General features: G+C 72.7%; 11 protein-coding genes. 2 read left to right on the top strand and 9 right to left on the bottom strand.

What is annotated here, in order from left to right; genetic code table 11:
- Nucleotides 1-124 precede the first annotated feature (124 nt).
- From HHX33_RS26350 to HHX33_RS26370, 5 genes are all read right to left on the bottom strand, one after another.
- Nucleotides 125-1,066 (bottom strand): cation diffusion facilitator family transporter, encoded by a 942-nt coding sequence (locus HHX33_RS26350; protein ID WP_182876950.1) that lies wholly within the window; start codon nucleotides 1,064-1,066, stop codon nucleotides 125-127.
- A gap of 43 nt (nucleotides 1,067-1,109) precedes the next feature.
- The gene (locus tag HHX33_RS26355; RefSeq protein ID WP_182876951.1) at nucleotides 1,110-2,255 is read right to left on the bottom strand and encodes an SIS domain-containing protein; all 1,146 of its coding nucleotides are present in this window, start codon (nucleotides 2,253-2,255) and stop codon (nucleotides 1,110-1,112) included.
- Nucleotides 2,252-2,425, bottom strand: a complete 174-nt coding sequence (locus HHX33_RS26360) for a Trm112 family protein (RefSeq protein ID WP_111701776.1) — start codon at nucleotides 2,423-2,425, stop codon at nucleotides 2,252-2,254. The genes HHX33_RS26355 and HHX33_RS26360 overlap by 4 nt, the downstream gene beginning before the upstream one ends.
- A gap of 4 nt (nucleotides 2,426-2,429) precedes the next feature.
- Nucleotides 2,430-3,785, bottom strand: a complete 1,356-nt coding sequence (locus HHX33_RS26365) for a phosphomannomutase/phosphoglucomutase (RefSeq protein WP_182876952.1) — start codon at nucleotides 3,783-3,785, stop codon at nucleotides 2,430-2,432.
- 120 nt (nucleotides 3,786-3,905) lie between these two features.
- Entirely contained in the window at nucleotides 3,906-4,271 is a 366-nt protein-coding gene (locus tag HHX33_RS26370; protein WP_111701772.1) for a DUF3499 domain-containing protein, read from the bottom strand.
- A 201-nt stretch (nucleotides 4,272-4,472) separates the two neighbouring features.
- Here HHX33_RS26370 and HHX33_RS26375 point away from each other — a divergent pair, with 201 nt between their 5' ends.
- Nucleotides 4,473-4,940 (top strand): metallopeptidase family protein, encoded by a 468-nt coding sequence (locus HHX33_RS26375; protein WP_111701770.1) that lies wholly within the window; start codon nucleotides 4,473-4,475, stop codon nucleotides 4,938-4,940.
- Nucleotides 4,941-5,018: 78 nt separating this feature from the next.
- On the opposite strand, the gene HHX33_RS26380 is transcribed toward HHX33_RS26375, so the two are convergent.
- The 4 genes from HHX33_RS26380 to HHX33_RS26395 all read right to left on the bottom strand — a co-directional run bounded on the left by HHX33_RS26380 (nucleotide 5,019) and on the right by HHX33_RS26395 (nucleotide 12,622).
- Complete coding sequence (locus HHX33_RS26380; RefSeq protein ID WP_182876953.1) at nucleotides 5,019-6,497, bottom strand: DUF5719 family protein; 1,479 nt, start codon at nucleotides 6,495-6,497, stop codon at nucleotides 5,019-5,021.
- Nucleotides 6,494-9,430, bottom strand: a complete 2,937-nt coding sequence (locus tag HHX33_RS26385) for a glycosyltransferase family 2 protein (RefSeq protein WP_182876954.1) — start codon at nucleotides 9,428-9,430, stop codon at nucleotides 6,494-6,496. Before HHX33_RS26385 ends, HHX33_RS26380 begins: the two co-directional genes overlap by 4 nt.
- Before the next feature lie 285 nt (nucleotides 9,431-9,715).
- Nucleotides 9,716-9,973: a WhiB family transcriptional regulator gene (locus tag HHX33_RS26390; protein WP_111701756.1), complete on the bottom strand. Its 258-nt coding sequence runs from the start codon at nucleotides 9,971-9,973 to the stop codon at nucleotides 9,716-9,718.
- 192 nt (nucleotides 9,974-10,165) lie between these two features.
- Nucleotides 10,166-12,622 (bottom strand): hypothetical protein, encoded by a 2,457-nt coding sequence (locus HHX33_RS26395; protein ID WP_182876955.1) that lies wholly within the window; start codon nucleotides 12,620-12,622, stop codon nucleotides 10,166-10,168.
- Between the two features lie 171 nt (nucleotides 12,623-12,793).
- Between HHX33_RS26395 and cofD the strand changes: the two genes are divergently transcribed.
- Nucleotides 12,794-13,729 carry a 2-phospho-L-lactate transferase gene (gene cofD, locus HHX33_RS26400; protein ID WP_111701752.1) on the top strand — a complete coding sequence of 312 codons (936 nt, stop codon included), beginning with the start codon at nucleotides 12,794-12,796 and terminating at the stop codon, nucleotides 13,727-13,729.
- Nucleotides 13,730-13,768: the final 39 nt, after the last annotated feature.

Below are 13,768 nucleotides of genomic sequence, written 5' to 3' on the forward strand. Positions count from 1 at the left end.
CCGGAGGGGGGAACCGGTCGGATACCCAAGTAAAGTTACCGATCGGTACCACAGAGGTTGAAGTGACTCAGGATCACATTTCAATCACGGTGCGCAGTGGGAAAGTGACCGGGCGAAAAGACGATCACGCGCCGGCGGGCTGCGCCGAGGCGGCGTCGGCCCGGTAGAGGTCCGGCTCCAGGTAGATCACGCGGGCCATCGGCACGGCCTCGCGGATGCGCCGTTCGGCCTCGTCGATGCCCCGGGCCACCTCGCTCGCGGTGTCGTCGTGCTCGACCGCGATCTTGGCGGCGACCAGCAGCTCCTCCGGGCCGAGGTGCAGGGTGCGCAGGTGGATCACCCGGCTGACCTCGGGAGCCGACTCGAGCGCCGCGCAGATCTTCTTCTCCACCTCGGGAGTCGCGCTCTCGCCGATCAGCAGCGACTTGGTCTCGACGGCCAGGATCACCGCGATCACCGCGAGCAGCAGGCCGATCACGAGGCTGCCCACGCCGTCCCACATGCCGTTGCCGGTGATCGCCGCCATCGCGACGCCGAACAGCGCGAAGACCAGGCCGAGCAGCGCGCCGAAGTCCTCCAGCAGCACGACGGGCAGCTCGGGCGCCTTGGCCCGCCGGATGAAGGACACCCAGGACTCCTTGCCCTTGTGCTCCCTCGACTCCCTGATCGCCGTACGGAACGAGAACCCCTCGGCGACGATCGCGAAGATCAGCACGCCGAACGCCCACTGCGGCGACTCCACCGGATGCGGGTCGGCGATCTTGTGCCAGCCCTCGTACAGCGAGAACAGCGCACCGATCGTGAACAGCACCACCGCCACGACGAAGGCGTAGAAGTACCGCTCGCGCCCGTAGCCGAACGGGTGCTTGCGGGTGCTCCGCTTGGCGGCCCGCTTGCCGCCCACTATCAGCAGCGCCTGGTTGCCGGAGTCGGCCACGGAGTGGACCGACTCGGCGAGCATGGACGACGACCCGGTGAAGAGGAACGCCACGAACTTCGCCACCGCGATCGCCAGATTGGCGCCGAGCGCCGCGAGGATCGCCTTGGTACCGCCACCCGCACTCACGTTGAACTCCTCATATCTACCGGCCGAAGCGATCCTAGTGCCCCTATTGGGAAATCCGGGCCCGGAGTTCCGTGGATACGGCCACCGACGCCGGGTCGATCCCGTACCCGAGAGCAAGGTAGACAGTCGCGTAGTCGACCAACCCGGCCAGGGCGGCGAGCCGCTCCAGCGGGCGCACGCCGTCGGCCGTGATCTCCGACACCGGAACCCCGCGGTCCTCGGCCATCCGTACGGCGGCGGTGCGGGACCTGGTCACCTGCGGGTGTTCCTCCACGTCACGCAGCAGGAACAGGCGGAGCCGCGGGCCGCCTCCCGGCTCGTCGGGATGAGGGTCGGCGAAGATGTCACGCCCGGCGAGGGGGCCGTCGAACGTCCCGATCTGGTTGTGCGCCGCCTCGGGCAGCTCACCCCAGATCGCGGGGTATCCCGCGTACGCGCCGAGCCGGGCGGCCAGGAGGTGGGCCGCCACCGCGGCCACCGGGGAGGTGCCCCAGACGACCGGGACCGTGCCGGCCAGTTCCATGGCCAGCGTCTTGCCGGGGTTGATGAACGACTCGCTCGACGGGCGGCAGCGGTGCGCGAGGTCCTCCAGCCGCCTCGCGACCGCCTCGAACTCGTCCTCGGCCACCGAGACCAGCCCGAACGCCGCCGCCGCGAGGATCGGCGGCACCATCAGCGACCACAGGGTCGCCTCGGGCTGCCCGGCCACCCCGCCGACCGGCACGTACGGCCCGCCGGCCCGCGCGACCAGGGCCGCCAGCGGCGTGTCGGGCGCGCCCACGCCGACGACCCCGCAGCCGCGCCGTACGGCCTCGGCGGTCACGGCGACGGTCTCCTCGGTCGTCCCCGAGCGGGAGACGGCCACGACGAGGTCGGCGGCGCCGACCCAGCCGGGCAGCCGGTAGCCGCGCACCGTCACGACCGGACTCGGGGCTCCGTACCGGCACAGCGCTTCGAGCACCTCGCCGGCGAGCCCGCTCGCGCCCATGCCCGCCACCACGATCGCCCGCGGACGTCCGTCGCGGCCGATCCGCGCGAGGCCGCTCTCCACGGCCGCCCGGTACGCCGTGCGCACCTCGGCGGCCGAGGAGGCCACCGTGCGGAGCATTCCGGAGGGGTCGCCCTCCACCAGGTACGCCTGGTCGTCGAGCCGGTCGGGCTCGAACCGGGCCCCACCGGCGCCGGTCATGCCCGGCGGGCCTCGTCGACGAGGAGGACCGGGATGTCGTCACGCACCGGATAGACCAGGCCGCACGACTCGGAGGAGCACGCCAGCTCGTCCGCCTCCGGCACCGCGCGGAGGGGGGACTTGCACGCCGGGCACGCGAGGATGTCCAGCAGCCAGTCGTCGATCTTCAACTCGTCAGCTCCTTACGACGGCGAGCACTTCGTCGCGGACGGCGGCGACCTTCTCCTCGTCCGAGGCCTCCGCGTTGAGCCGCAGCAGCGGCTCGGTGTTCGACGGACGCAGGTTGAACCACCAGTCCGGACCGCTGACGGTGAGTCCGTCCAGCTCGTCGAAGGTAACACCCTCCCGCGCCGCGAAGGTCTCCCGTACGCGGGCCAGGGCCGCCGCCTGGTCCTCGACCCTGCTGTTGATCTCTCCGGAGGCGGCGTAGCGCGAGTAGCGCGAGAGCACCTCCGAGAGCGGCCGGTCCTGCTCGCCCAGCGCGGCCAGCACGTGCAGCGCGGCCAGCATGCCGGAGTCGGCGAACCAGAAGTCGCGGAAGTAGTAGTGGGCCGAGTGCTCGCCGCCGAAGACCGCGCCGGTGCGGGCCATCTCGGCCTTGATGAACGAGTGGCCGACGCGGGTGCGGACCGGCCTGCCGCCGTGCTCGGCGACGATCTCCGGCACGCCCTTCGACGTGATCAGGTTGTGGATGACCGTGGCGCCGGGGTCCTTGGCCAGCTCGCGCACCGCGACCAGCGCCGTGATCGTGGACGGCGGCACCGACTCGCCCCGCTCGTCGATGACCCAGCAGCGGTCGGCGTCGCCGTCGAAGGCGATGCCGATGTCGGCGCCCTGCGCGACGACCGCCTTCTGCAGGTCGCGCAGGTTCTCCGGCTCGATCGGGTTGGCCTCGTGGTTGGGGAAGCTGCCGTCGAGCTCGAAGTAGAGCGGCGTCAGCTCGATCGGCAGCCCCTTGAAGACCTCGGGGACCGTGTAGCCGCCCATGCCGTTGCCGGCGTCGACGACCACCTTCAGCGGGCGGATGCCCGACAGGTCGACCAGGGTCTTGAGGTGGGCGGCGTAACCCTCCAGCAGGTTGCGTTCCGTCACCGTGCCCGCGCCGGGAGTGCCGCCCAGCCCGCTGTCGAGCAACTCGGCCGCGCGGTCGCGGATCTCCAGCAGCCCGGTGTCGGTGCCCACGGGAACGGCTCCGGCGCGGCACATCTTCATGCCGTTGTACTTGGCCGGGTTGTGGCTCGCGGTGAACATCACGCCCGGCAGGTTCAGGCTGCCGCTGGCGTAGTAGAGCATGTCGGTCGAGCCGAGGCCGGCGTTGACGACGTCGGCCCCCCGGGAGGTCGCGCCCCGCGCGAACGCCGCGGCCAGCGGGCCGGAGGAGGTGCGCATGTCGTGAGCCATCACCACCGACGTCGCACCGGTCAGCTCCACGAACGCCGCCCCGACGGCCTGCGCGATCTCCTCGTCGAGCTCGTCGGGCACCACACCGCGCACGTCGTACGCCTTGAAGATCCTGCTGAGGTCGGCCACTGCACGCCCCTAAAAGTCGTTAAGTCTTCGCACCTGAGCCTATAGCGCCTGATTGCCCCCACAACGGGCGATCCAACGCGGTGCGCGCGATCTCGTCGCGCGGGGTCTGATCGCGCTTCCTCAGCGCTCCCGATTGGGCTGCGCCGACTTGAGCACGCGCAGATGGCCCCGGCGCCCCACCTCGACCGCCTGGCCGACCGGCTCTCCCGCGGCGGGGGCGGGGCGGGCGGCCTCGCGGACCGCGTTCGCCAGCGCCTCCAGGTCGTCTCCGCTCGGGGACGCGGCCTCGGACGGAAGGCGCACGACCTCCCAGCCCCTGGGCGCGGTGAGCCGTTCCGCGTGCTCCGCGCACAGGTCGTAGCAATGGGGCTCGACGTACGTCGCCAGAGGGCCGAGTACGGCGGTCGAGTCGGCGTAGACATACGTGAGTGTGAAGACGGCAGGCTGCCTGCAGGCGGTACGGGAACAGCTGCGGACGGGGCTCACGGAGGGACCGTATCCGGTCCGCGTTCACATTGCCACCACCCCGCCGCTCTTATCGAGCGTGTCGCCACAATTCAGCGTTCTGAGAAGTCCTCATGAGATTGCCGGGCAAAGCGGACACAACGCCGCGCAGTCCGTCGTACCTGCGGAAGGTGCTCAGGCGGTGTCCCTCGGATCACGCCGGTCACGCCTTAAGCTGACTCCGTGAGCGATCGGAGCGGTGACAGGCCGGACCCCCGGCGGCGGGTACGCCGGCGCGACCGGCACGGTCGCGGGATGCGCGGCCCGCTCGCGCCCTCGCACGTTCCCATCGCCAAGTCCCGCGGGGAGCGTTTCGACGACCTGGTGCTCGACGCGGTCGACCGGCTCAAGCCCCGGTGGGGCGCCCAGCTCGCGTCCGTCGAGTTCGCCGTCGAGGAGGTGCCGCCGGCCGACGAGCTGGTGGACGGCCCCGCCCGGTTGTCGTCGGACCCGATCCCGCTGGGACGGGCGGACTCGGCCTCCGGGGACGACCCCGCGACCGTCGTCCTGTATCGCAGGCCGCTCGAAGCGCGGGCCCGCGACCGGGACACGCTCGGCACGCTCGTGCTGGACGTGGTGGTCGAGCAGGTGGCGAGCCTGCTGGGCCTCACGCCGGAGACGATCGACCCCGGCTACGACGACCGCCACTGAGACACCGCCGAGACCGCCCGGGACCCCGTGCCGGGAGCCGGGACCGCCGCCGTTCCGGGGAGATCGTTCGGAAGAACCTCAGGGGAGGACGACACCCGGTGCGTCGACGGCCGGGGGCACCAGGGCCCAGATGCGGCCCACGGCGAGCGGCTGCGCGGTGACCAGCTGGCCGTCCTTGGTCGCCTCGTCCAGGACGCGGCCGCCGTACACCTGGCCGGAGCCGGGCAGCGGACGCACGACGACGCTGAAGGCGTCCTTGCTCCCACGCGGCGTGAGCCTGATCTCCTGGGTGTGGGCTGAGGCCAGCTTCACCTCGATGGGGGCCGGCGCCTCTCCCTTGGCGGGCAGCAGCCGCACCTCCACGGTGGCGGGGGCGAAGGGCGCCGACAGCACCAGCCGCGAGACCTGCTTGCCTCCCGTCGCCTGGGCGTCCGCGACGACGCTGCCGAGATCGATGGATTCGGCGCCGGCCGTGAAGGCGACGTCCTGCCGGGTGCCGGTTCCGGTGATCTTCAGACCCGCCACGATCGGCACGTCCGACTCCAGCACCAGCGCGGCGGGCTGCCCGCCGATGCCGGTGGACAGGTCGAGTGAGGCCGTCGAGCCGGCCGGGACCTCGATCGTCTCCTTGTTCTTCAGCGCGTAGGAGCCGTCCTCCAGCACCGCCTTGATCCGTACGACCGTGTCGCGCTCCCCCGGCGCGGCGACGTACAGTTCGCGCTTCCCCGCGGTGCCGGGGATGCCGGGGACGACGACCCGGGTGGCGGGGGCGGCGGCGACGGGCAGCCAGTCGGCGCCCCGGCCCTCCCCGAGCACGGCCTTGACGGCGGCGGCCACCCGGCCGCTGCGGGTGCTCACCCGCAACGCCATGATCAGCGGAGACGGCGCCAGGTCGCGCAGCCTGATCACACGGTGCCCGCCGGGCTTGACGACCGCGCCGTTGCCGCGCTCGCTCAGCACCGGGCCCTCGCCCGAGTAGACCATGAACGTGATGTCGGCCGGGGCGGAGTCGGGGTTGGCGAGGTAGAGGGTCATCTCGGCCGCGGCGGGTCCCGGCCCGATGAACCACGTGTCGGCGCCCGGCTCGACGCAGCGCACCCCGGCGAGGCCCCGCTGGGCGCCCGAGGTCTCCCTGGCGGTCTGCGCGCTCTCCAGCCCGGCGGCCATCGAGCCGGTGGCGTCGACCATGAGAGGGCCGCCTCCGGAGGCGATCTCCCGCTGCCACAGCAGGCCCGGCCGGTCGATGACGGCGTCCTTCTCCCCCGGGTCCTTCCCCGTTGAGTCCTTTCCCTCCGTGCCCTTCGCGTCCGGTGCGGCGATCGCCGACAGGGTGGCGCTCCCGGGTCCACCGGCGCCGGGCGGGGTGATCACGCTCACCCTGCTGCCCGCCGGAGCCGGGCACACGGCCGTGACCGACTCGACGGGCGCCCTGACGGCCTGCGGCCGCACCTGGGTCACCGGCGCGGGCCTGCTGACGAAGGCCACGCCGAAGAGCGCGCCCGACGCGATCAGCACGAGGGCGAGCAGGCCGAAGCGGTTCTCGATCAGTCGTCTCACGCGGGCACCGTTTCTTCCCTGCCCTTGTCGTTCCGGCCCTTGCCGTCCCGGCCCCTGTCGTTCCGGGACTTGTCGTCCCGGGCCCGGCGGCGGCCCCGCGTCCCCTCCTCGGCGGGAGCGTCGGCGAAATCGCCGTCGGGCTCCGTCGTACGGGCGCCGGGCGAGGCCAGCACGAGCACGAGCACGAGCAGCGCGCCCTGCGCCCACAGCCAGCCACGGTGCAGGGCACTCGCGGGCGCCGCGGGCGGCGGCACCGTGACCTGGCCCGACATGCGCCACAGGCCGCCCGCCTCCGACAGGCTCCTCCTGGCCAGGGCGGGCTCGGAGTCGAGCGCCCGTTGCAGCGCGGGGTCCACCGGGGCGGGCACCGACACGAAGCGGACGCCGAAGGACGCGAGCGTCCGCGCGTACTCGCCGCCCCGCCCGGACGCGAGCCCCGCGACCGCCGCCCCGAAGCGGGTCCTCGCCTCCCCCGGCGGTTCGAGGTCGGACTCGCCGATCAGCGGCCCCCGGCCGGGCAGCAGTGTGTAGCCGACCTCGCCGTCCCTGGACCGCAGCAGCAGCGTGCCCTCTCCCGGCGCCGACTCGACCGCGGCGAGCAGCGGCACGGGATCGGTCACGTCGTGCCGCAGCGGGCCGTCCGCGCCCCGGGCGACCCACAGCCCGGCGGCGGCCAGCGGGGTGGCGAAGGCGACCACGACGATGAGCATCGCGCCCAGGCGGCGCAGCCCCCGGGCGGCGCGGAACTCGGTGATCCGGTGCGCGGGGTGCGCCGCCGCGACCAGCAGACCGGTCGCCGCGAACGCCAGCGGCACGCCGGGCCAGACGGGGACGGCTCCTCCGGCGGCCTCCCCGATGACCCCTCCCACGTGGACGGTGATCCGGCTGACCACGATCGCCACCAGCAGGCCGAAGAGCATGACGCCCCAGCCGATCGCGACGACCATCTGGTGACGCCGCAGCAGCAGGGCGGCCAGCGCCACCGCCACCAGGCCGGCCGTCGCCCACACGGGCGGCACGCCAGGACCGCCGGGGCTCAGCATGAGCAGGGACTCCGCGGCGAGCCGGGGGTCGGAGAGCCGGGGATCGTGCAGGCCGGACTCCAGCAGGATGCGCCCCGGCTCCTGAGCGATCTGGACCAGCCAGGGGAACAGCAGGACGACCGGGGTGCCGAGGCCGATCGCGAGCGATCTTCTGACTCCCCTGCGGATGCCGCCGAACGACACCGCGGCGAGGCCGCCGAGGATCGCCACCAGCACGTACACGAGCGGGACGAAGGCCGTGCCCACGGCCAGGAGCAGGCCGAACCCCCAGGCGGCCCGGCTCGACCCGGCCATCACCCGGATGGCGAGCGCCGCGTAGACGGGCAGCAGCACGATCACGATCGCGGTGCCGAGCCGTCCGCCGGACACCACGCCCGTCGTGACCGGCAGCAGCGCGTAGGTGGCGGCCAGCCAGACCCGCGCCGGGGTGTAGGGGATCATCCGCTTCGTCGCGGCGTACGCCGAGAGCCCGGCCAGCGGCACGCAGGCGAGCAGCAGCACGCCGACGACCAGCCACGTCCTGCCGAGCGCGAGCGCCGACAGGCCGGCCAGCACGGCGACGTACGGCGGTGCCCAGGTGCCGGAGCCGAGCCCGGCGGCGTGGTGGTCCTCGACGTAGAGCCGCCAGAGGTCGGCTGCGCCACCGGTGACCGGCACCAGCGCGCCGCCGCCGAGCAGGCCGTCCGGCAGCAGCGTCCGTTCGGCGGCCAGCGTGATCGCGGCCAGGATCAGGCAGAGCACCACTCCGGGGCTGCTCAGCAGGCGCTGGACGCCACCGGAGTCGGTGAGCAGTTCGTCGCCGTCCTCCTCCCCCGTGTCGGCGGCGGCGTGGTGGCGGCCCGCCGAGTCGACCGGGCCCGTCCCGGCCAGGAAGCCCTGCACCATGTCGGCGAGCCGGCGCAGCGCGGCGCCCGGCGGGGTGAGCTTGCGCCTGATCGCGGGCCAGCTCTGCTTCCTGCCGTTCCTCCGCGCCTTGCGGGCCCGCAGCAGACGCCACGGATGGCCGAGGACCGAGCCGAGCGCGGCCAGTTCGTCCAGGGCGTTGGCCGGCTGCTTGGCCAGCAGGAACAGCAGGGCCCGCAGCGCCGACCCGAAGACGTTGCGCACAACTGATCGCGCGAACGCGCCGAACGGGAGGTTCGCCATCAGGACGAACAGGCCGTTGCGCCGGTCGAGCCTGCGCGGGTGCTCCTCGCTCGTGGCGATGCGGCGGCGCCGCCGCGCGGACGCCTCCGCGTGCCAGGCCACCGCGTCGCTCACGTTGAGCACGCGGTGTCCCGCCGCGCGGGCGCGCCAGCACAGGTCGAGGTCGTCGCGGAACAGCGGCAGGCCGGTGTCGAGGCCGGACAGCTCGTCCCAGACGTCCCTGCGGATGAGCATGCCCGCCGTGGAGACCGACAGGACGTCGGCGATCTCGTCGTGCTGGCCCTGGTCGTACTCCCTGGGCTCCAGGCCGGTGTCGCGCCGTCCGGACCTGCTGACGGTCACGCCCATCTCCAGCAGCACCCGCCGGTCGAGCCAGTCACGCAGCTTGGGGCCGAGGATCGCGGCCTTCGGGTCCTGCTCGGCGGCCCACAGCAGGGCCTGCAGCGCGTTCGCGTCGGGAGCGCAGTCGTCGTGGAGCAGCCAGACCCACTCCTGGCCGGGCGCGGGCGGCAGCCGCCGCAGCACCTCGTGGACGGCCTCGCCGAATCCGGTGGACCTCGGCATGGTCAGCACGTTGTGCGAGCCGAAGGCCTCGGTCAGCAGCTTCGCGCTGCCGTCACGGCTGCCGTTGTCGACACCGACGACACGGTCGAGAGGCCGGGTCTGGCGCGGCAACGCCGCCAGCGTCTCCTTGAGCCAGCGGGCGCCGTCGTGAGCGACGACGATCGCGGTCACCGAGTGCACGTCGAGTCCTAAGGGGGTCGTACGGCTGAGCGCCGACCACGATACGGCAACCCGGACTCACCCGATCACATCCAGGCGAAACAGGATGTCAGCACGAACTTCGGAGAAACCCCACTGACGCGGATCGGGGGACGAACCACCGGTCACGAACCCCGCCGGACCCCGTACGAAGGACCATTCGGAGGACCGTACGCGGGCATCACCCGACATCAATCATGTTGCAGACGAACGCCGCCGGACATGAACGCGGGGCCGCGCGCCGAGCGCGCGGCCCCGTTCGCGTCCTCAGACGGCCTGGCGCTTCATCTTGCGTCGCTCGCGCTCGGACAGACCGCCCCAGATGCCGAAACGCTCGTCATGCTGAAGCGCGTACTCAAGGCACTCCGCACGAACCTCGCACGAACGGCACACCTTCTTGGCTTCCCTGGTGGAGCCGCCCTTCTCAGGAAAGAACGCCTCAGGATCGGTCTGCGCGCACAGGGCGCGTTCCTGCCACCCAAGATCTTCACCATCGAGCGCCTGTGCCATGACCAGCTCGGTCATTGCACACCTCCCTGTCGCTCGCCCGCCCACATGAGGCCCCCCATAAAAACGCCTGCCCCATACCCACCGTTGGGAAGGCGTAACAACATGTCTGTAATTACACGCGCGTGGCGCGTGTGGCGTCAAGCGGCATAACGATACCCGGGGAAAGACCTGCTTGCCCCGGTTCGTATGCCCCGTTGTTCGGTCCTGTCAGCGTTCGGAACCATACCAAGGGAGGTTGGGGTCGGTTCCGCGGCCTGCCTGATCGGGGGCGGAACCTTCCTCATACTTTGCCTGCGACCTGTCGGGGGTGTAAATCGCCGTCGGGTCGATGGGCTCCTCCCTCCGGAGCGGGTCGGTGAGCGGGTCACCGCGGTAGCCGGAGGGGTCGAAGCGCAGGGTCTGCTCGGCGGCGCCCGGCGGCGGGGCCTGGAACGGCGCGGGCTCGGAGCTCTGGGGGTGGCCGAGCGGGTTGTCGTAGTACTCGGGCAGGTCCTGCGGACCGGTGGGGTGGTCCGGCAGGGCGATCTTCTGGTAGCTCTGCGCCTGCTGGTAGGCCTGCGCGAGCTGCTGTTCCCTCGGGTCGGCCGGGCTCTCGTACGCGGGGGGAGCGTCGAAGGCCGGGCCGCCCGCCACGTGCTCGGCGGACTGCGGGGCGAACTCGGAGCCGGAGTAGCCGGAGTGGCCGTACGGCTGCTCCTGCTCGTACGGCCTGCCTTCGGCGCCGGCCGGGGGGAAGCCGGGGCCTTCCGGCGGGTTGGGGAAGCGGCCGTAGCCGCTGGTCTCGCTCTGCTGACCGGCGTAGCCGTACTGGTCGAACACCGGGCCCTGCGGCGGCGCGGAGTAGTCGGGGCGCTGGTGGGCGGGGAGGGCCTCCGGCTGCCCGCCGTAGGCGCCGTTGTCACCCTGCTGACCATAGGCGGCGTTGTCGCCCTGGTGACCGTGGGAGGCACTGCCGGGCTGCTGACCGTAGGCGCCGTTGTCGCCCTGCTGACCGTAGCCGCCGTTGTCGCTGTGCCGGCCGTAGGAGCCGCTCTCGGGCTGCCGGTCGTAGGAGGCGCCGCCGGGCTGCCGGCCGTAGGGGGCGGCCTCCGGCTGCCCGCCGTACCGCCCGCTCTCGGGCTGGCCCGCGTACTGGCCGGTGGAGGGCTGCTCCTGCTGGTGGCCCGGCGCGCCGTAGTCGGAGTAGTGCGCGCCGGTCTGGACGTCCTGCATCGACGGCCGGGCCTGCTGCTCGGCCTGCCACGGCTGCTGGCCCTGCGCCTGGGACTGTGCCGCCTGACCCTGTGCCTGACCCTGGGGAGCGGCCGGTGTGCCGGGCTGTCCGAACAGCGGAGGCTGCGGGGCGGTCGCGGCGGGGTTGTAAGCGGCCTGGGGCTCGTAGGCGTCGCCCTGCCCGGGAGCCGCGCCGTACGGCTCACGCGGATGGTCCTGGCCGTAGACGTCCTGCGGCCGCTCCTGGCCGAAGGCGCCCTGGCCGCCGCGTTCCTGGGAGTAGGACGCGTGCGGCCGGTCCTGCGGAGCGTACGACTCCTGGCCGTAGTGGTGCTCCGGCGCCGTCGCGGGCTGCGGATGGGCGGGACCGCCCTGGGCCTGACCCTGCTGGACCTGACCCTGCTGCGCCTGACCCTGCTGCGCCTGACCCTGCTGCGCCGCCGGTGCCTGCTGGGCGTGCTGGGCGTGCTGGGCCTGCTGCGTCTGCTGCGTCTGGGGATCGCCGTACGCCGGGGCCTGGACGGGGCCGCCGCCCGGCGCGGACATCCCGGCGTGCTGGCCCGCGTGCTGAGCGACGTGCTCACCGAAGGGCGGCTGGCCGGAGTGGTGGGTGTCCTGCGCGCCGTTCTGCCGGCCCTGGCCGGGCTCGCCGTGGACGTTGTGGGCGACAGGCTGCTGACCCTGCCCGTGCTGGCCCGGACCGTGCCGGCCCTGCTGGCCGGGACCGTGTTGAACCGGGCCCTGCTGCCGGTCGGCGGGCATGCCGTTGTGGGCCGCGCCGTTGGGAACCGCGCCGTTGTGGGCCGCGCCGTTGTGGGCCGCGCCGTTGGGAATGACGCCGTTGGGAACCGCGCCGTTGACGACCGGAGCGCCCTGTGCCTGTGCCTGCGGCTGTCCGTAGGACGACGGGCGGCCCTGGGCGTCGCCGTACCCCTGCGGCAGCGCCGGGACGTTCGGCCGGGGCGGATAGGCGTCGTCGCGCCGGCCGAAGAAGTCGCCCGCGGGCCGCTGCGCGGACTGGAGGGCGGCGGCCGTGCTCATCGCGAACAGCGCCCCGAAGGCGGCGAGAGCGAGCATCGGCAGGCCGGTGATCAGGTATTCGAACCGGTCGCGGAAGGTCGGCAGGTCGCCCACGAGGACGCCCAGCACGCCGATCACACCGAAGACGACGCCGAGGCCCAGCGACCCGGCCGCGCCCAGCGCCACCAGGCGGGCCCGGGGCGTCGGGGCGCCCGCCTTGGCCACGAGCAGCACCGCGCCGGCCGCGAGCGCGGTCGACAGGGGGGAGGCGAGGGTGTGCAGGCTCGTGGCCGCGCGTACGCCGAACGTACCGCCGAGCGAGGAGGAGTTGATGAGTAACCGCGCGACACCCACGAGAACGCTTGTGATCACCACCGCGAGCATCGTCCACGCGGCCGGCTCTCTGAGCCGGTCGGTATCGACCTTCAGCACAGCTACCCCCAACGGTCCAGATGGCCCTCGGGGAAGTTTTGCACATGCTGGACTTAAGTGTCGGCAGTCCCAAGAACCTCACAAGCCAGACACACACTACATTTCGCTGGTTATCGCAGTATGTGGGGTGGGGTGGGAGGCCCGTCCGCCGCCCGATGGAAGACTGGCGGCATGCGCATCGTGTCCCTCGCCGGAGGTATCGGCGGCGCCCGCTTCCTCCGAGGTCTCAAGGCTGCCGCGCCCGGTTCGGAGATCACCGTCATCGGCAACACCGGCGACGACATCACCCTTTTCGGGCTGCGGGTGTGCCCCGATCTCGACACCGTCATGTACACCCTGGGCGGCGGCATCAACGAGGAGCAGGGCTGGGGCCGGGCCGGCGAAACGTTCACGGTGAAGGAGGAACTCGCCGCGTACGGCATGGAGCCGCAGTGGTTCGGCCTCGGCGACCGCGACTTCGCCACCCACATCATCCGCACCCAGATGCTGGCCGCCGGTTATCCCCTCTCCCAGGTGACCGAGGCCCTGTGCGACCGATGGCGGCCCGGGGTACGGCTGCTGCCGATGTCGGACGACCGCACCGAGACCCATGTGGTGATCGCCGACGACGCGGGCCGGCGGGCCGTCCACTTCCAGGAGTGGTGGGTGCGGCTGCGCGCGTCCGTGCCGGCCGAGCAGATCGTGCTGGTCGGCGCCGACGAGGCCCGCCCGGCCCCCGGGGTGCTCGACGCGATCCGCGACGCCGACCTCGTGATCCTCCCGCCGTCCAACCCGGTCGTCAGCATCGGCACGATCCTGCAGGTCCCGGGCATCCGGGCGGCGCTGGAGGACAAGACGGTCGTCGGCGTCTCCCCCATCATCGGCGGCGCTCCGGTGCGCGGCATGGCCGACGCCTGCCTGACGGCGATCGGCGTCGAGACGAGCGCCCAGGCCGTGCTCGAACTGTACGGACCGGCTCTGCTCGACGGCTGGCTGGTCGCGGAGGAGGACAAGGGAGTGGCGCTCGACGGCGTGGCGGTGGAGGCGCGTCCGCTCCTGATGAGCGACCCCGGCGCGACAAGGGACATCGCCGCCGCGGCCCTCGCCCTGGCCGAATCCCTCCGGTGACGTCCCTCCCGTGACCCGATCCACGACGCATCGAGGCAG

The sequence above is a fragment of the Microbispora sp. H10670 genome, assembly GCF_014161385.1.
GTDB classification, from domain to species: domain Bacteria; phylum Actinomycetota; class Actinomycetes; order Streptosporangiales; family Streptosporangiaceae; genus Microbispora; species Microbispora triticiradicis.

Coding starts and splice junctions, on each gene's coding strand:
- HHX33_RS26390 (WP_111701756.1), bottom strand. CDS start 9,973: ATGACCGAGCTGGTCATGGCACAGGCGCTCGATGGTGAAGATCTTGGG.
- cofD (WP_111701752.1), top strand. CDS start 12,794: ATGCGCATCGTGTCCCTCGCCGGAGGTATCGGCGGCGCCCGCTTCCTC.
- HHX33_RS26355 (WP_182876951.1), bottom strand. CDS start 2,255: ATGACCGGCGCCGGTGGGGCCCGGTTCGAGCCCGACCGGCTCGACGAC.